Origin of the sequence: Paenibacillus sp. UASWS1643, from assembly GCF_008693195.1 — a bacterium.
Classification (GTDB): Bacteria; Bacillota; Bacilli; order Paenibacillales; family Paenibacillaceae; genus Paenibacillus; species Paenibacillus amylolyticus_B.
Genome location: NZ_VXKZ01000114.1, coordinates 281120 through 301596, shown reverse-complemented (window position 1 = coordinate 301596; position 20477 = coordinate 281120). Strand labels below are relative to the sequence as shown.

At 47.2% G+C, this 20477-nt stretch carries 17 protein-coding genes and 2 tRNA genes; 12 read left to right on the top strand and 7 right to left on the bottom strand.

Annotation, left to right across the window (positions count from 1 at the left end):
* Positions 1-100: 100 nt before the first annotated feature.
* On the bottom strand, positions 101-1351 hold the full coding sequence (locus tag FE296_RS23725; RefSeq protein WP_150366553.1) for an MFS transporter: 1251 nt from the start codon (positions 1349-1351) through the stop codon (positions 101-103).
* Positions 1352-1475: 124 nt separating this feature from the next.
* On the opposite strand from FE296_RS23725, the gene FE296_RS23720 reads away from it, so the two are divergent.
* Positions 1476-3359 (top strand): ABC transporter substrate-binding protein, encoded by a 1884-nt coding sequence (locus FE296_RS23720; RefSeq protein WP_150366552.1) that lies wholly within the window; start codon positions 1476-1478, stop codon positions 3357-3359.
* Between the two features lie 246 nt (positions 3360-3605).
* Here the strand turns inward: FE296_RS23720 and FE296_RS23715 are convergent, their stop codons facing one another.
* Positions 3606-5099, bottom strand: a complete 1494-nt coding sequence (locus tag FE296_RS23715) for a serine hydrolase (protein WP_150366551.1) — start codon at positions 5097-5099, stop codon at positions 3606-3608.
* A gap of 249 nt (positions 5100-5348) precedes the next feature.
* Between FE296_RS23715 and FE296_RS23710 the strand changes: the two genes are divergently transcribed.
* From FE296_RS23710 to FE296_RS23685, 6 genes are all read left to right on the top strand, one after another.
* Positions 5349-6548 carry an outer membrane lipoprotein-sorting protein gene (locus FE296_RS23710; RefSeq protein ID WP_150366550.1) on the top strand — a complete coding sequence of 400 codons (1200 nt, stop codon included), beginning with the start codon at positions 5349-5351 and terminating at the stop codon, positions 6546-6548.
* Positions 6549-6943: 395 nt separating this feature from the next.
* Positions 6944-8131 carry an alanine racemase gene (gene alr, locus FE296_RS23705; RefSeq protein ID WP_150366549.1) on the top strand — a complete coding sequence of 396 codons (1188 nt, stop codon included), beginning with the start codon at positions 6944-6946 and terminating at the stop codon, positions 8129-8131.
* 259 nt (positions 8132-8390) lie between these two features.
* Positions 8391-8672, top strand: coding sequence for a CopG family ribbon-helix-helix protein (locus FE296_RS23700; RefSeq protein ID WP_017690037.1), 282 nt, complete (start codon positions 8391-8393; stop codon positions 8670-8672).
* 3 nt (positions 8673-8675) lie between these two features.
* Positions 8676-9026: a type II toxin-antitoxin system PemK/MazF family toxin gene (locus FE296_RS23695; protein WP_024630714.1), complete on the top strand. Its 351-nt coding sequence runs from the start codon at positions 8676-8678 to the stop codon at positions 9024-9026.
* A 234-nt stretch (positions 9027-9260) separates the two neighbouring features.
* Entirely contained in the window at positions 9261-11450 is a 2190-nt protein-coding gene (locus FE296_RS23690; protein WP_124116977.1) for an alpha-galactosidase, read from the top strand.
* A 456-nt stretch (positions 11451-11906) separates the two neighbouring features.
* Positions 11907-14129 carry a Tex family protein gene (locus FE296_RS23685; RefSeq protein ID WP_223869012.1) on the top strand — a complete coding sequence of 741 codons (2223 nt, stop codon included), beginning with the start codon at positions 11907-11909 and terminating at the stop codon, positions 14127-14129.
* A 180-nt stretch (positions 14130-14309) separates the two neighbouring features.
* On the opposite strand, the gene cmpA is transcribed toward FE296_RS23685, so the two are convergent.
* Positions 14310-14453, bottom strand: a complete 144-nt coding sequence (gene cmpA / locus FE296_RS23680; RefSeq protein WP_017690033.1) for a cortex morphogenetic protein CmpA — start codon at positions 14451-14453, stop codon at positions 14310-14312.
* 182 nt (positions 14454-14635) lie between these two features.
* Positions 14636-14992: a hydrolase/acyltransferase gene (locus FE296_RS23675; RefSeq protein ID WP_105597708.1), complete on the bottom strand. Its 357-nt coding sequence runs from the start codon at positions 14990-14992 to the stop codon at positions 14636-14638.
* A gap of 119 nt (positions 14993-15111) precedes the next feature.
* Between FE296_RS23675 and FE296_RS23670 the strand changes: the two genes are divergently transcribed.
* The 3 genes from FE296_RS23670 (at position 15112) to FE296_RS23660 (ending at position 15837) form a co-directional block, all read left to right on the top strand.
* Positions 15112-15573: a SprT family protein gene (locus FE296_RS23670; RefSeq protein WP_036669054.1), complete on the top strand. Its 462-nt coding sequence runs from the start codon at positions 15112-15114 to the stop codon at positions 15571-15573.
* A gap of 93 nt (positions 15574-15666) precedes the next feature.
* A tRNA-Asn gene (locus FE296_RS23665) sits at positions 15667-15742 on the top strand.
* Between the two features lie 6 nt (positions 15743-15748).
* A tRNA-Ser gene (locus FE296_RS23660) sits at positions 15749-15837 on the top strand.
* A 221-nt stretch (positions 15838-16058) separates the two neighbouring features.
* Here the strand turns inward: FE296_RS23660 and FE296_RS23655 are convergent.
* The gene (locus FE296_RS23655; protein WP_150366548.1) at positions 16059-16757 is read right to left on the bottom strand and encodes an ArsR/SmtB family transcription factor; all 699 of its coding nucleotides are present in this window, start codon (positions 16755-16757) and stop codon (positions 16059-16061) included.
* A gap of 107 nt (positions 16758-16864) precedes the next feature.
* Here FE296_RS23655 and FE296_RS23650 point away from each other — a divergent pair, with 107 nt between their 5' ends.
* Positions 16865-17524 carry a flavin reductase family protein gene (locus tag FE296_RS23650; RefSeq protein ID WP_150366547.1) on the top strand — a complete coding sequence of 220 codons (660 nt, stop codon included), beginning with the start codon at positions 16865-16867 and terminating at the stop codon, positions 17522-17524.
* A gap of 359 nt (positions 17525-17883) precedes the next feature.
* On the top strand, positions 17884-18555 hold the full coding sequence (locus FE296_RS23645) for an MgtC/SapB family protein (RefSeq protein ID WP_091033649.1): 672 nt from the start codon (positions 17884-17886) through the stop codon (positions 18553-18555).
* A gap of 64 nt (positions 18556-18619) precedes the next feature.
* Here the strand turns inward: FE296_RS23645 and FE296_RS23640 are convergent, their stop codons facing one another.
* Together FE296_RS23640 and FE296_RS23635 are read right to left on the bottom strand one after the other, a co-directional pair.
* Positions 18620-19516: a Cof-type HAD-IIB family hydrolase gene (locus tag FE296_RS23640; protein WP_036610865.1), complete on the bottom strand. Its 897-nt coding sequence runs from the start codon at positions 19514-19516 to the stop codon at positions 18620-18622.
* Between the two features lie 4 nt (positions 19517-19520).
* Positions 19521-20297: a DeoR/GlpR family DNA-binding transcription regulator gene (locus FE296_RS23635; RefSeq protein ID WP_017690024.1), complete on the bottom strand. Its 777-nt coding sequence runs from the start codon at positions 20295-20297 to the stop codon at positions 19521-19523.
* Between the last annotated feature and the right edge of the window lie 180 nt (positions 20298-20477).

Here is a 20477-nt window from a genome sequence, read left to right as displayed (position 1 = left end):
AATTTACTTCTAAACGTTGATAATGGACATGAAAAAGAGAGCCAGTTGGGCTCCCTTGGATAATTATTTTGTTGTCGGAAAAGTTGCCAGAAAAGTGAAATCAAGATGCATCTGCACACGGCAGATGTTGATTCTGTTCCTCTGCCTTCCGAAGTAACATTCGGAAAAAGATGAGCGCTCCAAGCCCCATCAGGATATACAGACCAGCCATCGCATAGGAGGGCAGAAAGGCTCCAATGGTTAACCCGAGACTGCCGAGAAGGGCAGCAGCGTTGTAACTCAACCCGTCAGCAGCCATATAGGCAGCACGGTCCGAATCTGGAATCATACCCGCGAGCATGACCTGACGAACAGGGGCGTACATCAATTCTCCAATGGTTAGCAGTATAGCGGATGAGATGAGTAACCAGGCCCAATTGCTGAAAGCAAGTACGGTGAAACCTGCGGTATAGAGGATCATACCGACAGTCATGATAGATCGGGACTGGAAGCGACCTATCCATCTGGAGAATGGAATGGCAACCAAGGCGACCATTACGGTGTTGATGACCATGATCAGGCTGAACATATGCAAACCTGAGATATCTGAGCCGAACAGTTGGGCGGTGAATTCATTTTTTAGACGAACAGCGATGTATTTATCCAACTGAAATTCCAGAGAGACTGCAAGTACAGTAGCCGTGAAAAATATCATGAAACGTTTGTCCTGAAAGACCGCCCAGTACGTTTTCAGTATGTTCCTCTGGATGGGAGCATCGCCACAACCAAGTACACGTTTATCCATTGTTTCACGAATCATAAAGATCAAAATAAACAGGGTAGCTAGGCTTTCAAGGCATACCAGACTGAACAATAGGAAACGAAATGATTCGAAAAATAGTCCGCCCATCAGTGCGCCAAAGGTTACAGCAACGTTTGTTGTCCAATATTGCAATCCATATATATAATGACGTTCATGTTCACTGCTCACGTCGACAATCATGGCATTAGCAATCGGCACGGTGATCCCTGAACTTAGACTGCTGAGCAGAAACATGAGACAAGTGACAATGATCGAATCCATCCACGGCGAATTGGCCATGGCCAAACAAAGTAGAGCCACGACCTGCAGAGTTTGTGCAATCACCATTAACTTCTTCCGTCCAATTCGGTCAGACCAATATCCTGCCCACAATCCCACAATCATGGAAGCCACAATATTGACCGTCAGCAACATCCCCGCCAAACCTGCACCAATCTGAATACTCAGATAGATCGCCATGAATGGAATGATGGATTTCTGGGTCAGATCGGTGAAAAAATCGGTAATGATACGTATCCTGATGTTAGGGTGCAGATCGGTGTATTTCATAAGTCGTTTTTCTTCCTTCCCACCTGGTCATGTTGATGTTACTGAGTATAATGGAGGAAAACCTGAAGAAAAACTGTAGAAGCATCCGGATGGATTTCGTATTTTAGCAGAAGGTAGGGCATATATGGACGTATCAGAACATTACATTCAACTGCGATTAAACTTTCCACATGTACATGATGAACAAGAAATGCATACAACGGTAGGTGAACTCGCTGATCTTTTATGTTGCACCATGCGTAATATGAACCTCATTATGAACAAATTCAAGGAGAACGGATGGGTCAGGTGGAACCCACAGCGCGGAAGAGGCAAAAAATCGATGCTGGTATTTTGTGTCCCGTTGCTTGAAGTGGCGCGTGAACGATTTGACCATCTCATGGATGGGAACAGGATGGAGGACGCCTATGGACTGGCCACCACCTTACCAATTTCGATGCGAGAACATTTGATGCAGCAAATGCAGACTCAATTCGGCCTGCTTTCGAATGAAGGAGACAGAGGCCGGGTGGATACATTGCGGATTCCGCAGAATATTCCTTTTGAGACATTGGATCCCACGCAGACGGCCATGTGGGGAGAAGTTTTTATTGTTGCGGAGGTTTTTGATCGTTTGGTTCGTTATAATGCTGAACACCAGGTCTGTGAACCGAGTCTTGCTGTGGCATGGGAGAGTCATTCAGAGGGGAGCGAATGGACTTTTTATCTGCACAAAGGTATACCATTTCATCATGGCAGAATATTGGATTCAGAGGACGTGAAGTTTACCTTTGATCGCATTATCTCTGACAAGAGTAACCCGTGCAGGCCTCTGTTTGGATCTATTGAGCGCATAGAAACGTTGGACGAATTGACTGTACGTTTTGTGTTAAACAAGCCAAACTTCATGTTCCCGGATCTGATGAGCAGTATGTCTGCATCGATCTTGCCGAGAGATGTGGAGATGAATACGCTCCATCCGATTGGAACAGGACCTTATCGGTTGACACGTCATGATTCCAAGCTGCTTGTGTTGGAAGTATTCCCTTCCTACTTCCGAGGCCGAGCCTATATTGACCGCGTTGAAGTATGGCAACTTCCCCACTCTGGGAGGGTGGAGTCCGTCATCAAGCATAATATATTTCCGGATGCGGAGCCTCGTGCCGTGCAGCATGAGATGCAGGGTGGCATGTATATGACGTTTAATATGCAAAAGGAAGGGCCACAGCATGATGTGAATTTTCGCCGGGCTGTTCAACAGCTATTGAATGCGCAGGAGTTGTCGCAAGCGCTCGGAAGCACGAACACGCAGGCTGCTTATAGTCTGATTCGAGGACGAGTACAGCAACCTTTAAAGGTGGGTTCAGATCAAGGGGAGCCGTGGAAACAGCAATCGGAACAACTGGATGGTTCGGTCTCACCTGTACCTGAACTTTCCGTGGAGACCTCACTGGCGCGGGCCTCAGCATTATTGCGTCATAGCTCTTATCAAGGGCAGAGTTTAAGTCTGTGGGTGGAAGAAGGCGAGAAGATGGAGGCAGATATGGTCTGGTTTGCAGAGAGAAGTAAACAGATTGGCCTACATATCAACATAATACAGGGAGATCCGCTCCATGCAGTCTATCAAGATGGGTTCGGGGATTGTGATCTGATCTATACAGGAGAAATCTTCAATGATCATGTCGTGCTGAGTCTCGTGACGATGTACACCTTCCAGAACACGTTATTCCTGATTGCGATGAATGATTACTGGAGACATGAACTGGAACAGGAATGTGGACGAGTGGTCATGATTCAGGAACCTGCGGAGCGGTTGAATAGATTGATTCGGTTAGAAGATCGACTGATTCAGGAGGCGTTGCTTCTGCCGACCTACAGCTTCAAGGAAGAACACGCCCATCATGATTCGTTGCGAGATTATCGTCTTGCGGGGTATGGTCTGCCTGATCTGCGCAGATTGTGGGTGAAGAGAAGCCCCAGTGCTGCTGAAGAGGATACGAATTATCCGGTGTATATTCCGTTGTGGTAGGTTTGGATACCTACCACAACGGAAAATATCAGGAATTCTCTATATAACTTGAATTAAAAATTTATACAAAACGGAGAGGACAGAAATAACCTGAGGAAGCAGAGCGTTCGCCTTTATGCCCGGATTTCGCCTTAATGAAAAGGAATCAAAAAAATCTGGGGATAACAGCGATCAGAAGGTTGTTCTGTCATCGGAGTGACCAGTGTAAATATATTCATTAGTTCAATTTATATAGGTACAGATCATTTACGAAACCCTGGTGAATTCAATAGGTTTTGTACCCGGCTCAAGCAACAAAGGAATGGAGATGGATTGAGCAACTTCTGATGATTCATTCAGGGTGAACGTATACGTGATCTTCAGACCGAATAACACAAATTCGACGGAGAACGTATCTTTCCCGGTGTATTCCATGGGCATTTCAATGGCGTTAAAGGTTGCTTGCAACCCGTCCGTTGTCTCCTGAATAGACATCTCGCCATAACCAGGATGCGTGTAAATACCCGCATAAGCGGTGTAAGGACGATCACAAGGTGTAATGTGAGGTTCTTCAACTTTTTCCTCAACGGCAGAGTCTGGCTGAATAGGTACTTCCAGAGGATTCTCCGGATTAGCCTCCGTTTCTGCTGAATCTTTCCCTATTAATTTGCTCAATTTGGAACTCCAATTAACGGGCTCCAATCCAAGCAGTTGGTCCATGATATGAAAAGCAACCGTATACGGAATTATACTTCCGTTGGTATTGCTCAGAACCACGATTCCAATCTGCTCCTCTGGCAAAAAGGCAACTTGTGATGCAAAGCCATCAATAGCCCCACCATGATGAATCATGGCATGTCCACGATAAGGCTCAATCATCCAACCCAGACCATATGTACTCACAGGCAGTTCTTGGCTTATGAACGGCGAATCACTGGGCATCTGAGGACTATGCATAATCTTCATCTGCTCCTTAGATATCAAGGACGTTCCTTCCCATTGACCTTGATGCAACTGGAATTGAAGCCATGCAATCATATCGGCTAGATTGCTGTTAATGGAACCAGCAGGTCCTACGGCATCAATGGCTCGAAAAGGTATTCTCGTATTCTGACCATCCTTCTCCATATAAGGGTACGCATAGTCAGGCTGAAGTTGCATTTTTTCAACAGAGAACAGACTTGAGTTCATACCCAGCGGATTAAATAGGGTCTTCTGAACCATCTGCTCCCACGAAGTTTCATTGAGCTGTCCAACCAGATAACCTGCCGTCATGTACATCAGGTTCTGATACTGCCATTTGTTTCGGAAATCCTGATTTGGCTCCAGATACTGTAATGTACGAACAAGTTCTTCTCTTGTACGCGGGGAGTTGTACCATACCAACTCATGCCTTGGAAGACCCGAACGATGACACAGCATGTCGCGAATAGTTATACGTTCGGTTGCGATCGGATCGAACATCTGAAAATCTTTCATATACGACTTCACAGGGGTATCCCAGTCGAGTATCCCCTGATCCACAAGCAGAGCAGCGGTTGCTGCGGTAAAGGCTTTGGTACTTGAACCGATGGCAAACAACGTATTAGGGGTAACTTCAAGTTTGGACTCCAGGTCACGATAACCGTAGCCTTTTTGCCAGACGACTTCATCATTATGGACCACAGCCACCGCTGTGCCGACACCATTCCATAATTGAAGCTGCTCGTCGATGAATTCATCCAGTCTTTCCAGTGATGTGCTAAGCTTTGTGGTCGTCATGCTTTTCCCTCCCAATATTCAATAAAACGAATAATCTCCTACAATTTCACTATGCCTTTTCTGGATAAAGTTAACATCCTCCCCGAGACTGATTTTGCGTAACAATGCCGTCTTAACGGACTTCACCGATTGCTTGTCAAACTAGTCCGCATATATCGAACAAGTCCCTCATAACATGTACTAATCAAGTAGGGGTTCTGCTGCAAGCACAATCCTGAAGTGAAAACATGTGCTAAAGGGGATGATGTCATGCGCCGAATATCATGGATGCTTGCCATGGTATTGGTCTTATCGGCCTTACTTGCCGCCTGCGGGAAGAAGGATGCGGCAGCTGTGGTCAAAGATCTGAACGAAGTCGTAGGAGAGATGGAAAGTTACCAGGGGGCAGGCGTGATGACGCTGCATACCGGAGATACGCCGCAGCAGTACAAGGTCGAGGTATGGCATCAGAAGCCTTCCTATTATCGTATTGCGTTAACGAATGCCAAAAAGGATGTAACACAGATTGTCCTGCGTAACGATGAAGGCGTGTTTGTTCTGACGCCGAGCCAGAACAAAAGCTTCCGTTTTCAGAGCAATTGGCCAGATAATCAGGGACAGGTATACCTCTATGAAACATTGATTCGGAGCATTACGGGGGATACAACCCGCCAGTTTGCGGATGAGAAGGAGAGCTATGTTTTTGATGTAGCTGCCAATTATAATACACACGCACTTGTCAGACAGAAAATCTGGCTAAACAAAAGTGATTATGCACCTAAACAGGTGGAGGTATCCGACTCCAATGCCAATGTTGTGGTCGATGTGAAATTTGACTCCTTCAAATTCGGGACTGAATTTGAGAAAGATGCCTTTGACATGCAACGTAACATGACAGCCGCTACAGAAGAAGGCGGCAAAACAGGAACGGACTCCGGTGTGACTCCTGTGGAACAAACCGGTAATGAGGGCGGTAAAGAACCTGCCAATCCTCAGACTGCGCCTGAACCTGACGGAGCTGTCACTGATGGACAGACAGGTGTAGGTGGTGACACAGAGCAGCAAGGTACAGAAGGTGCTGCAACTGGTCAGGAAGGCGAAGAACCAACGCTTGCAGAGCCGGAAGGTGCAGATAGCTTCGGCGTAATTCAGCCGACCTATGCGCCAGAAGGTGTGAAGCTCAAGGATGATCAGATTCTGGAAGAGGCGGGGGACTATTCGGTTATGCTTCGTTATGAAGGAACATATAATTACACGATATTCGAAGCCAGACCGCAGGATCGAGCCGTATCGCTTGCTCCATCCAGTGTAGTGGATCTTGGATTCACACTGGGGATGATCAGCGGAGATGCGTTGCAGACACTGACATGGATGACTGATGGCATAGAATATCGGATCACCAGTGCCGACCTGCCTCAGAACGAAATGGTACGCATTGCAACATCGATGCAGGAAGAGTCAGGCAAATGATTTTTGAACAAATGAACGAATAGTAGCATAAACATAAGGAATGCTAAGAAGCATCGGAGACCCGTTCTCCGGTGCTTTGCTTTGATGTAAGACAGGTATTCATCTGGCGCCGTTTTTCTTACTCGATACACCCAATAATGCAAAATGCGCTTCTACGCAGAGGGAACCGGGTAAATAATCGATATAAGCAGATTTTGCTGGGGTGGGAAAGTGGAATTTAGCCCTGCCAATCTCGCTTATTGGTCTTCTTCTGTGTTCGCATTTGTTCCTCAAACGGCGCACCTTACATCTGTTTTTGAATGCGAAACTTCGGTTCATTTGACAGTCACATGCTGGAGCATTACGATGGAGTCTGACGTGAGCCGGATTAAGATGATTAGAGAAGGTGACTTAACGTGCAAGGACAATATCGGCCGACCCAAGCGGACATCAATTTGGATCATTTGTGTACTAACGTAGAAGCTTTCCGCGAGGCATTGCCTCAGGGCATGAAATTCCTCGCCTGTGTGAAGGCCAATGCCTATGGACACGGAGCGGTGGAGACGGCCAGAGAACTGGAACGAGTGGGTGTGGATTACTTAAGTGTGGCTTTTCTTGACGAAGCTCTGGAACTGCGACAACATGGGATTACGATTCCAATCCTGGTATTGGGTTATACGCCGCCTGAAGGGATCGCTGTTGCATGGCAACATGATGTGACCGTCACACTGTTCAGCAAGGAAGTGCTTGAAGCCATTCGACATCTGGATGCGGGCACATTCGCTAACAAACTGAAGGTTCATATTAAAATCGACAGCGGAATGGGCCGATTAGGTCTGTTGCCTGGTGACGAGGCATTGGCTTTCATTCAGGAAGTAGCTTCGCTCAATCAGGTGATGCTGGAAGGCATGTTCACCCATTTTGCCAAAGCAGATGAAGAAGACAAAACCTATACACTGGAGCAGTATAGACGGTTCCAAAGCGTGGTTCATGCGCTCAGGGATCAGGGATGTTCCATCCCGATTATACATACGGCGAACAGCGCCGCTGCCATTGATACACCGGAATTATCCTATGACATGGTACGTGTGGGAATAAGCCTGTACGGACTGTATCCTTCGGCTGAGGTGAATCATCAGGTGGTGAAGCTGTCCCCGGTATTGACGCTGAAGACAAAAGCGGTTCTGGTCAAAACACTGCCACCCCATTGGGGGATCAGTTACGGAACCCGTTATTTTACGCAAGGGTACGAACGAATAGCGACACTGCCGCTCGGATATGCAGACGGATTCTCCAGAATGCTGACAGGTAAAGCACAAGTGCTTGTACGCGGCCGCCGCGTCCCTGTCGTCGGTACAATCTGCATGGATCAGTGTATGGTGTCGTTACAATCTTTCGCGGAAGAGGCGGAAGAAATTCAAGTCGGCGAAGAGGTTGTCCTCATCGGTCATCAGTCTGGTGGCGTTATAACCGCAGACGAGGTGGCATCCCAGCTCGGTACGATTGCTTATGAAGTGATCTGCATGATGGCGCACCGCATTCCACGGGTATATACCCGCGGGGGAGCAGTAGTCGCCAGAATCAATCCACTTTTGACATCCTGACAGCTAACTGGACGTCATTACCAATAAACTTTTTTTCAGAACAGAAGGAAAACTGTCGGAGCATCTCGAATTATGTATGACGGTAAGGATTTAATTCCTGAATTGAGATGTTTGGTCTGTACGAATATTGTTCCCCGTGTTTATAATGGAGTACAGCATACTTGATATACTCGGGGCATATATATTCCTTTGTATAAAAGTTCTGGAAAAACGTAATACTGGTTCACAATGGCGAAAGGTTTGTGGGGGTGGAAGAAAGGTGGCCAACTTGCAGAACACCAAGCGGATCATGATCAGTTTACCTGATTATCTTTTGCAGGAAGTGGATGGCATCGTAGCGCTGGAGAATTCCAACCGCAGCGAATTGATTAGGCAGGCTATGAAGCTGTATTTAACGGAGCGTAAGAAACGTTACATCCGTGAAACGATGCAGCGAGGGTACATGGAGATGGCAAAAATTAATCTGACCATGGCATCCGAAGCCTTTCATGCGGAGGAAGATGCGGACAGCACTCTGGACCGCTTAGTTAGCGGGGTGTAGACATTGATCGTAAAACGTGGTGACGTTTTTTTTGCGGATCTTTCTCCCGTTGTCGGTTCCGAGCAAGGTGGAGTCAGGCCGGTTCTGGTGATCCAGAATGATATCGGCAACCGGTTCAGTCCAACTTGTATTGTGGCGGCTATCACCGCCCAGATCCAGAAGGCAAAGCTGCCAACGCATGTTGAAATTGATGCGGCGGCACACGGCTTTGACCGGGACTCGGTTATTTTGCTCGAACAAATACGGACAATTGATAAACAGAGGCTGACTGACAAGATTACCCATCTGGACGAGGAGACCATGAAATTGGTCAACGAAGCCTTACAGATCAGCCTTGGTTTAATCGATTTTTAGGCAGCAACCAGCGTCTTGTACGCTGTCCTGCTGTCCGTTGGCAATGGATGTTCCTGTAAGGGAACACACTGAATTCAGACTGTAACCAAAAGAGCGTATGACATCCTTCGGGCTGTTATGCGCTCTTTTGATTAAAGCTTGATGAAAGCGTAGAACATTGGCGATCTTTTCGCTATAATGAAACCTGAGAAACCGTTTACCCGAAAGACCTATATATAGAGGTGGAGGAGACATATGAGCATTTACATCAATCAGGAGAAACTTCAATTTCATTTACAGACCCGCGAGGCCAGTTACGTATTTCAGGTACTGCCTTCAGGATATTTGGTGCATTTGTATTACGGCAAAAAATTACGCGACACCGATCTGAGCTGGTTGCATGTACGGACAGAACGAGCGTCCTTTAGCCCTAACCCGGTGCCAGAGGATCGTACGATCTCCTTCGATACGTTGCCAGTGGAATTGCCAGTGTATGGCACGAGTGATTTCCGTAATCCTGCAATCCAATTGGAACTTGAGAATGGCTCAACGGTTTCGGAGTTTACGTATGCAGGTCATCGATTGGTCAAAGGAAAGACAGCGCTTACCGGACTGCCAGCAACGTATGTGGAATCCGATGACGAAGCAGAGACGCTGGTTATTGAATTGGAAGACCGTGTTGCAGGCATCAAAATCGAGCTTTCCTATACAGCCTTTACGGCATTTAATGCGATTACACGCTCCATGCATATCGTTAATGAGAGTGCTACCCCAGTGAATGTAGTGCGTGCGCTCAGTTCTTCTGTTGATTTCCCGCACGCTGATTATGAATTGTTGCAATTGTCAGGGGCTTGGACACGGGAACGTGATATCGTTCGCAGACCACTTGCGTCAGGCCTGCAAGGGATTGAGAGTCGTCGCGGTTCAAGCAGTCACCAGCAGAATCCATTTATTGCGCTGATGACACCAGGCACGGATGAAGACCAAGGTGAAGTTTACGGATTCAGTCTCGTCTATAGCGGCAGCTTCACCGCACAGGCTGAAGTGGATCAGTTCCACACCACCCGTGTATCACTCGGGATCAATCCGTTCGAGTTCAGCTGGAAGCTGGATCCACAGGAAGCGTTCCAGACACCTGAGACGGTTATGGTGTACTCGGCTACAGGTTTGGACGGCATGTCACAGTCCTACCACGAATTGTATCGGGAGCGTCTGGCACGCGGCAAATTCCGCAATGCGGAGCGTCCGGTATTGGTCAATAACTGGGAAGCGACTTACTTTGGTTTCAATGCGGACAAGATTGAACAGATTGCTCGCGCTGGACAGAAGCTGGGTATTGAGCTGTTTGTCTTGGATGATGGCTGGTTTGGACACCGGGACAGTGACAACTCCTCGCTGGGTGACTGGATTGTCGATAAAAACAAATTGCCACAGGGACTGGATGATCTGGCTAACCGCGTAACAGGTCTGGACATGCAGTTCGGACTGTGGTTTGAGCCTGAGATGATCTCACCAGACAGTGAGTTATATCGTTCGCATCCGGACTGGTGTCTGCATGTGCCTGACCGTCGCCGGACAGAAGGGCGCCAACAACTGGTGCTCGACTTCTCTCGTCAGGATGTACGTGATGAAATTGTACGCATGTTAACAGACGTACTTGGTTCTGCACCAATCACTTATGTGAAATGGGACATGAATCGCAATATGACGGAAGTGGGTTCCGCATTGCTTCCGGCAGACAGACAGCGTGAGACTGCGCATCGTTACATGCTCGGGTTGTATGACGTGATGGAACGAATCACTTCGGCGTTCCCGAACATTCTGTTCGAGAGCTGTTCAGGTGGTGGCGGCCGCTTCGATCCAGGTATGCTCTATTACATGCCACAGACGTGGACAAGTGATAACACCGATGCGATCTCCCGTTTGCGGATTCAATACGGTACGAGTCTTGTGTACCCGGTAAGTTCGATGGGGTCGCATATCTCGGCGGTACCGAATCATCAGGTCAACCGGATCACTTCTCTAGAGATTCGGGGACATGTGGCGATGTCGGGCAACTTCGGGTATGAGCTGGATCTGACGAAATTCACGGAGGAAGAGAACGACATCGTGAAAGCCCAGGTTGAACTGTACAAAGAGATTCGTGGAACGGTTCAATATGGAACATTCCGTCGCTTGCTCAGTCCGTTTGAAGGCAATGAGACAGCTTGGATGTTTATTGCACCAGACGGAAGCGAAGCTGTTGTATTCTACTTCCGTGTGCTCTCAGAGCCTAATGCGCCACTTCAGCGCCTGAAGCTGAAAGGATTGGACCCGAATGCAGATTATCGCCTGAAAGGCGGATCGGAGACCTTTACCGGCGATGCCTTGATGTATGGCGGTATTTCGGTAGGCAGTGCATCAGGAGACTATCTGAGCGAGATGTTCCGGTTCGAGCGCGTCTAGATAAGTGAATTGCATTTTATTTACACGGATACTACGATGACAGAACAACCTTCCAATCGCTGTTATCCGGGGATAGCGTATGCTTCCGATGTAGCTTTCTGCAGAAAGCTTGTAGCTTCGCTTTTTCAGGTTTTTTCTGTCCTCTCCGTCATGGTGTCAATGAGTAGTTTCACTTATTAGATTGCTTATTGTATATAGAGTTTTTAATAAAGGAGGACCGAGGAGCGTCGTGTTGACGTTTTTCGGTCTTTTTTTGACGTAATGGGGAAGGCTTGAGGATGACATCATTCTGTCAGAACTTGTATGCTTGCGGATTGATGGAAATCTGGACGTGATTCTGTGATAATATAGGGTAGAGTGGAAGAAACAAATGGTTCAACTATACTGTAATTACAGCAGCAAAGCTGCCCTGAAATGATTGTAACGAACGATTCAGGAAGGAAAGAGGGATTTATTTTGTCTGAACAGGAAACGGTTCTGGAACCCAATGAAGAAACAATAAAGGCAGAACGCCATGAACGAATCATCAAACAGGTAGCCAAGGAACTGTCACTGTCCTTGAAGCAGGTTCGCACAACGTCGGAGCTTCTGGACGAAGGCAATACGATTCCATTTATCGCCCGCTACCGTAAAGAAATGACTGGAGAGCTGGATGAGAACCAGCTGCGATCGATTGAAGAACGCATTGTTTATCTGCGCAATCTTGAGGATCGCAAATTGGAAGTCATCCGTATTATAGAGGAACAGGGCAAGCTGACCGGAGAACTGAAGAACTCCATTACCCAAGCTGTGAAACTGCAGGAAGTGGAAGACTTGTATCGTCCGTTCCGTCAGAAGCGGAAAACACGTGCCAGTGTGGCCAAGGAAAAAGGTCTTGAGCCCCTTGCTGTATGGATCTGGGGTCAACCGAAACAAGGAGATGCACTCCAGGAAGCTGCGAAATATATCAATGCTGAACTGGGTGTAGAAGATGCGGAGGCAGCGCTTCAGGGAGCCAAAGACATTCTCGCGGAGAACATCGCAGATGATGCTGCCATTCGTGCCTGGATTCGTCGGTACACCTTGGATCACGGGATGCTGACTTCTGAAGCGAAGGATGCTCAAGAGGAGTCCGTGTACGAGAATTATTATGATTACCGCGAACTAGCCAAAAAGATGCCTCCACACCGTATTCTCGCAATTAATCGCGGTGAACGTGAGAGTATTCTGAAAGTTGGCTTGGACGTACAGGCAGAACCGGCCCATCGTCATATGGAAGGACAGATCATTCGTGGTGCTTCTGCCGTACAGGATATCCTGCGTGATGTGATTGAAGATGCATACAAGCGGCTTATTGCGCCTTCCATCGAGCGCGAAGTTCGTGGAGAACTCACGGAAAAAGGTGAAAATCAGGCCATATCGGTATTCTCGGCCAATCTGCGTAATCTGTTGCTTCAACCGCCGATTCATGGCAAACGTGTGCTGGGTGTCGATCCGGCCTATCGTACCGGTTGTAAACTGGCTGTAGTAGATGATACGGGCAAATTGCTGGAAGTGGCTGTGACCTACCCAACGCCACCACACAACAAGAAACGTGAAGCTGCGGAAGTATTCCATCGGATGATCAAGCAATATGATATCGGACTGATCGTCATTGGTAATGGTACCGGATCACGTGAAACGGAGCAGTTTGTTGCCGAGATCATTCAGGAGAACGGTGATGAAAGTCTTGTGTATCTGATTGTTAACGAAGCAGGCGCGAGTGTATATTCTGCATCCAAGCTGGCCCAGGAAGAGTTCCCTGATCTGGATGTTGCGGAGCGCAGTGCAGCTTCCATTGCTCGCCGGGTACAAGACCCGCTGGCGGAGTTGGTTAAGATTGATCCAAAAGCCATTGGTGTGGGTCAATATCAGCATGACGTCTCCCAGAAGGTTCTGGAAGAAAGCCTGAAGGCTGTTGTCGAATCCGCAGTTAACCATGTGGGTGTGGACGTAAATACGGCCTCACCTTCGTTGCTGTCATATGTTGCCGGAGTTAACGCTACGATTGCCAAAAACATTGTGAAATACCGTGAAGAGAATGGCCGGTTTACGAACCGCCGTCAGCTTCAGAAGGTGCCACGTCTGGGTGCCAAAACCTATGAGCAGTGCGTAGGATTTATGCGTATTGGTGAGGGCGAGAACCCGCTGGACCGTACACCGATTCACCCGGAGTCCTACAAGGTGGTGGATCAGTTGTTCAAGGAGCTTCAGGTTGCACTGGACAAGCTGGGCAGCAAGGAACTGTCGGTATTACTGTCAGAGCAACAGCCAGAACAATTGGCCGTGAAACTGGACGTAGGTGTGCCTACATTACGTGACATTCTGGACAGCTTGCAGCGTCCGGGGCGTGACCCGCGTGAAGAAATGCCGTTGCCAATCTTCCGTACAGATGTATTGAAAATTGAGGATCTGGTGGAAGGAATGGAGCTGCAAGGTACGGTTCGGAACGTTATTGATTTCGGTGCTTTTGTTGATATTGGGATCAAGAGTGATGGGCTTGTCCATATTTCACAGCTCAGCAACGGGTATGTTAAACATCCGATGGACGTTGTGTCTGTCGGGGATAATGTAACGGTCTGGGTTATGAGTGTGGATACCAAAAAAGGCCGTGTCGGCCTGACGATGAAGAAGCCTGCTTCTGCGCAACAGTCTTCTTAAATAGTAGGATTGGAGAACAGCCTTCCCTAACCAGGAAGGCTGTTTGTTGTCGACATTAATAGTCCCGTTGTCCGTTCTAATTCCTCTAGTAAGTACGGTGGGCAATATGTGCATTTTCTTAAAGTACGTGTTCAAAAGGCCATCCTTCGTAATCCAATGCAGACTTTTATGAACAACCTCTTAAAGTTCGTTCTCCGCGCTGCGTGGTGTGCCATTTGCTGGTTTGTTACGATAAAAGAACCAGCATTCGTTCAGCAACTTGATTTGCCGGCTGTCCTTTTTGTGAAATGCACGCATCAGTTGATTGCAAAGCCATTGAGGCAAGGGTATCTCCTCCTCTTGCATAATTCATCTGTACGTTAGCATATGTGGCAATAGCCTGGACTGTGCGGGATAAGTGGAGGCCTCCGGCAAATCAATCTTGTTCACTCAAAAAAAGCACAAATCCCAATTCAGGGAGATGTGCTTTTCGTTCTCATCATTATAAAATGATACCTAACGGTGAATTAGAGAGCTTCCATCTCTTCTTCATACCATTGTTCCAATTGGGCCTGAAGAGCCCGGATTTCGGTAAGCAGAGAAATCAAAGGATAATGGCTTTCACGTAGTGCTGCAAAAGATTCTTCAAGCGCATTGATATAATCAAGGCCGCCGATGATAGTAAGATTTTCGTTCAGGAGATCGAGGCTGTCACATTCGGCGATCGCCCAAGGCAGGACAGGGACATCTGCTGCCGTGAGTTTATCAATTTCCTTGTGCAGGCGCAAGTTGAGCGCACTGAGTTGATAGGCGTAATCTGCCGGCATTTCCACGAACTGCAAGTGTTGTTCCTGCTGCAAGATGACATAGCGCATTGTAGGCATAACGAGTAATAATCTCCCCTCATACATTCTACTTGACAGTGTAGCCTACGAAACGGTTAAAATTCAAGTATTATGCCGGAAAAACAAATGCTCCGAGGGGGTGCAAGGAGAGGATACCGATGGAAAATGAGGAATTGCAACAATGGATTGAACAGGTATCACTGGATCATTTCGGAGTACCGTTCACCCATGAAGCGTTGTTTAACAGTCGCCTGACCACTACGGGTGGGCGTTATATGCTCAAAAGTCACCGGATTGAAATCAATCCGCATCAACTCGAAGCCTATGGGCGAGATGAGGTTGAGAAAATCATCAAGCATGAGCTGTGTCACTATCATCTGCATATTCGTGGGCGCGGCTATCAGCATCGTGATCCGGAATTCAAGGCTTTATTGCAGAAGGTAGGTGGCTCGCGTTACTGCCAGTCCCTTCCTGACGGCAAAGGCAGAAAGCCGCTGCCATATCGTTATAAGCTGGTATGCAAGAGCTGTGGTACGGAATATTTGCGCAAGCGGAAAATAGATCCGAAGCGTTACCGTTGTGGTCGTTGCGCGGGAAAACTGGGGCTTCAGAATATCTGATGTGTGTATCGTTCAATGTATTAAAGAAAGTGATGGAAGGGATGTTGACTTGGATTATTAATCATGATAAATTAATCTTATTCAAGTTAATTTTCCCTGATAGCTCAGTTGGTAGAGCACTCGACTGTTAATCGAGTTGTCACAGGTTCGAGCCCTGTTCGGGGAGCCATTTCTTGGAGAGATACCCAAGTGGCTATAAGGGGACCCTCTGCTAAGGGGTTAGACTGCGTAAGCGGTGCGAGGGTTCGAATCCCTCTCTCTCCGTTCTGAATTAAACTTCTCTGCAAAGGGATGAGAACCCTAAAGGTTCGTCGGAGCATAAGCTTCGTTAGCAATACTCCGCAGTCTCGAACGAAGTGAGAGTAACCCTCTTTCTCCGTTCCGATTGACAAAAAATCCTCTTCACATTAGATCGGTTAACGATCAGTGTGAAGGGGATTTTTTGCGTTTACTGATCTTTGGTTATCCCTCGTGTACGCTTCTGCTTAAAGTGAAATGTTCAACACCTCGTATAAACCTTTCTTGCCTGCTTCCGTTACTTCGACAGAGCGACTTCCTGTTTTTTGACGAATCCAGTCCAGTTCCGATAATTGATGTCTGAGTTGTTCCCCAAGCATGCCTGAGAGATGATGACGGCGTTCGCTCCAATCCAGACATTTGCGAGCGATGGCCCGGCGTGATCCTGGCTTCATCTGAAGTTTAATTCCAAACGTAGTGAACCACTGTATTCCTTTCTCTGTAACTTGATAATCCTTGCTGTGTGCCTCTTCGGGCTCTGAAAGATACCCCTTCTGTATTAAGGCTTCACAGAGCGAGATTCCCAATTTCCCAGCCAGATGACCATAACAGGTCCGTGCATGACTCAGTTGTTGAAGCTGATCGGATTGTTTGAGAGAGCGGATCTGTACAGGCGGAGCAATACTGGCCATCGTTTCAATCAGATTAGCAATTTCTTTGTTTGCAAGACGGTAGTATCGATGGCGTCCTTGTTGTTCAACTTCGAGTAATCCTCCCTCTACGAGTTTAGCTAGATGGCTGCTTGCCGTCTGGGGAGTGACACTTGCCATATGAGCAAGCTCACCTGCGGGCAACGCACGGCCATCCAGTAAGGATGACAGAAAAATAGCGCGGCTTGGATCAGCGATTAACGATGCAATAACAGTAATATTCGGATATACATTCATACTTCGATCATATCTGAACTATTACTGTATTACAATCGAGTTGTATCGTCCCAGATGGGTCAGATTGAGTTTGTAAATTATTGGAGTGGGAACAGGAGAGGTACAGGATGAAAAAGATAACGAAACAGGACTTTGCGACAGAACAGTTGTCCGAGAGTCCAGCAGTGATTCAACATGAAACGATTAATCCCAGTATTTTATATTATGGTACGCCCGTATTGCTGCTAAGCACATTAAATGAGGATGGGTCAACCAACCTGTCACCATTATCCTCATCTTGGGCGCTGGGGGACTGTCTCGTTCTCGGTCTAGGTACACAGGGCAAAGCCTATGAGAATCTGAGTCGACATCCGGAGTGTGTGATTAATTTACCAAATGCGACCATGTGGAGAAAGGTTGAGGCATTGGGTCGTTATACGGGAGTTAACCCGGTTCCTGAGGAGAAAAGGCAGATGGGATATGAATATTGTCATGATAAATTCTCTGTAGCTGGACTGACATCCGCATGCTCGGTTCAGGTGGCACCAGATAAAATAGTTGAATGTCCACTCCAGATTGAAGCGGCTGTACAACACATACGTATTCCCGAACATACACCGTTCATGGCGATTGTGGAAGTGAAAGCGTTGAAGGTGCATGCGCACACACGACTGATATCTGGACCAAACAAGATTAATCCAGAAGAATGGCATCCGATGATATATAATTTCAGACATTATTTCGGATTGGGCAAGAGACAAGGGGAAAATTTCCGGGCAGAGAATTGACCTGAGTGGAGGCTTTTTATTATATAAGATGATTTAATCATTTACACGATAACGGAGAGGACAGAAACAAACTGAAAAAGCGAAGCTAAAAGCTTTCTGTAAGAAAGCTACTTCGAAAGCATACACTCGCCTAAAAGCTTTCTGAAAGAAAGCTACTTCGGAAGCATACGCTATCACCGGGTTTTCACTTGAGAAAAGGGAATCGAAAAAATCTGGGGATAACAGCGATTGGAAGGTTGTTCTGTCATCGTAGTGCCAGTGTAAATAATCTTTAGTTCAACTTATGTAATCAGTGAAAGATTGGGTAATAGTAAAGATAGACTAATGTAAGCATATACATAATGAAAGAGGTGATGTGCATGGAAGTGGAATATTTGATGCGTGTACTCATAGCTGGAATATGTGGTGTGCTAATCGGATATGAGCGCAAGAATCGAATGAAAGAGGCGGGAATCCGTACTCATTTTGTGGTTGCTGTAGGTGCTGCTCTGATGATGATTGTGTCCAAATACGGATTTCAGGATCAGGCTGGCTGGGCCAATCTGTCTCTTGACCCTTCAAGGATTGCGGCACAAGTTGTTAGTGGTGTGGGGTTCATTGGAGCAGGCATGATCTTCACACAACGGCATACGGTCAGGGGATTGACCACAGCGGCTGGCATATGGGCTACGGCAGGCATGGGACTTGCTGTGGGTTCAGGTCTGTATTGGACGGGTGCAGGCGTGACACTGCTTATTGTAGTGGCACAAATGTTACTTCATAGACCCACACGTTGGCTGGTATCCGCCCGAACAGAGACTTTAACCATCCATCTGCAAAATGAGGGAGAGGCCCTGAAGACTGTTTTGGCACTGCTGGGGCAGGAAAAGATATCAGTCATCGGATTTAAGACTGAACAGCAAACAAGCACAGACTCCGTGGAAGAGACTGTGCTTGAGTTCACGTTGCAACTACCGGGTTCTTACCGGGGCGAGCAACTGATTATTTTGTTACAGGACGTGCCTCACGTTCGATCTGCGGAGTTAAAATGAAGCGAACCTGCATGGCTCAACAGGCGACCATGCAGGTTCAGTGCTTAATTCAGTATGGGTTCAATTACTGACCTTCTCCGACAATCGTTTCTGGACGGGATACCGGTTTACCTTCAAGCAGGCACTCAATGGCATGGGCGACACCGTGCTCCACATTGGTCAGCGTTATGGCTTTGGCTAATGCCTGTATTTCGGGTTCGCCATTACCCATGGCGATACCGAGTCCTGCCATTTTTAACATGGAGACATCGTTGAAGTTATCACCAATCGCTACTGTATCTTCCATGGAGATGTTCAGGTGAGCCGCCAGTTTTGTGAGGGCATTACCTTTGGATACGTCCGGGTGCTGCATTTCGAAGTTATGCTCAAAGGATACAACCATTGCGACATCGGATCGGGAAGCGAAGTATTCTCGTCCTGTCTTTACTTTGTCCGGATTCATGGAGAAGGCCATAATGTTATAAATGTAGGCTTCTGCCGGAATTTCGAGGTGGCTGTTTACGCGGTGGTAGTCTTTTTTGTCATAGTGTTTCTTGATGGAGCGAATCATGCGTGCAATGTCCTCACCAGGGTTCGAACCAAGAACACGTTCCATCTCGGCGAGCAAGGTCTCATGACTGCTACGCGGGGCATAGATGCCTTGTTGCGTTGAAGCCTCATAATAGACATCATGATCTTCCAGCCACTGCATGACGGAAGCTGCTGTGTCACGCTCGAGCGGAAGATGGAATAAACGTTCACCGTCTGCATCATGAATTGTCGCTCCGTTGGAGCCGATAATCGGGGTTTTGATTCCGCCTTCGCGGCTGATGGTCACAACATCGGAATAGACGCGTCCTGTTGCAATGGTAACTTTCATACCGGATTGCTGGGCCTTTTGGATAGCTGCGGCATTCTCCGGGCTAATCTGGCTATCTATGTTCAACAAAGTTCCATCTAAATCTGTGGCAAATAATTTCATATATTTACAACTCCTTATCATCTGTAGGTTCAGGAATGAGAATCTCAACCTGTTGTTCGGCTAGAAAAACAAGCCATTCTTTGGTTGGCCATTGATCCGTAATCAATACATCCACCAATGACCAGTCGGCAAAACGATAACCATAACGTCTATCAAACTTGGATTGATCTGCAAGAACAACAACTTTCTTGGCAGCTTTCATCATTTGATGTTTAATTTTCCCTTCCTCTTCGGAAGCACTGAAGCCATCCATGGTGATACCGCCAATTCCGATAAAGGCTTTATCTACATAATAGTGGGAGAGGGTCTCTATAACAGAGGTACCGTAGACATAACGTTGTTCCTTATCTACTTTGCCTCCGAGCAAACGAATCTGGACAGCAGTGTGATTGGAGAGAAGATCAGCGGAATGAATCGAATTAGTAATGACGGTACAGGATTTGCCGTTTAAGTTCTCGGCACAGGCCTGCACAGTCGTGGAAGAGTCCAGAATAATGATCTCGCCTTGCCTTACAATGGCCGCAGCGAGTTTGCCGATGGCCCTCTTTTCCTCAGATACATCGAGTAAACGGTCTTTGTAGGATCTAAATTCTTGCGGAGGAGGGGGGAGAATCGCGCCGCCGCGTGTTCGGATAATGGCATCCTGTTCCTCAAGCTTAATCAGATCCCTGCGTGCAGTATCCCGTGATACATCAAACAAGGCGACAATATCATCGGCTGAGATGCGATTGTGTTTGCGTAGATGTTCAACAATGAGCTGCATTCGTTCTTCTTGAAACAAACATGTCACCTCCGGTTGTATGGATGACCGTACTTATACTGATACTTTAATTATAAGTATTCTTAATGTGATTTGCAATATTATAAGTGAACGTAAGTTTTTATAAGTGTTTTGATGGATGGTTTACATTGTTCCTGCACGGGGATGACATTGGCATGAACGGGAGGTGGCTTATAACGG

Bases quoted from the DNA above. Each gene is read 5' to 3' on its own strand.
- FE296_RS23715 (WP_150366551.1), bottom strand. From the start codon at position 5,099: ATGACGACCACAAAGCTTAGCACATCACTGGAAAGACTGGATGAATTC.
- FE296_RS23710 (WP_150366550.1), top strand. From the start codon at position 5,349: ATGCGCCGAATATCATGGATGCTTGCCATGGTATTGGTCTTATCGGCC.
- FE296_RS23670 (WP_036669054.1), top strand. From the start codon at position 15,112: ATGGAAAATGAGGAATTGCAACAATGGATTGAACAGGTATCACTGGAT.
- FE296_RS23655 (WP_150366548.1), bottom strand. From the start codon at position 16,757: ATGAATGTATATCCGAATATTACTGTTATTGCATCGTTAATCGCTGAT.
- FE296_RS23645 (WP_091033649.1), top strand. From the start codon at position 17,884: ATGGAAGTGGAATATTTGATGCGTGTACTCATAGCTGGAATATGTGGT.
- FE296_RS23650 (WP_150366547.1), top strand. From the start codon at position 16,865: ATGAAAAAGATAACGAAACAGGACTTTGCGACAGAACAGTTGTCCGAG.
- FE296_RS23640 (WP_036610865.1), bottom strand. From the start codon at position 19,516: ATGAAATTATTTGCCACAGATTTAGATGGAACTTTGTTGAACATAGAT.
- FE296_RS23690 (WP_124116977.1), top strand. From the start codon at position 9,261: ATGAGCATTTACATCAATCAGGAGAAACTTCAATTTCATTTACAGACC.
- FE296_RS23720 (WP_150366552.1), top strand. From the start codon at position 1,476: ATGGACGTATCAGAACATTACATTCAACTGCGATTAAACTTTCCACAT.
- FE296_RS23725 (WP_150366553.1), bottom strand. From the start codon at position 1,351: ATGAAATACACCGATCTGCACCCTAACATCAGGATACGTATCATTACC.
- FE296_RS23675 (WP_105597708.1), bottom strand. From the start codon at position 14,992: ATGCCTACAATGCGCTATGTCATCTTGCAGCAGGAACAACACTTGCAG.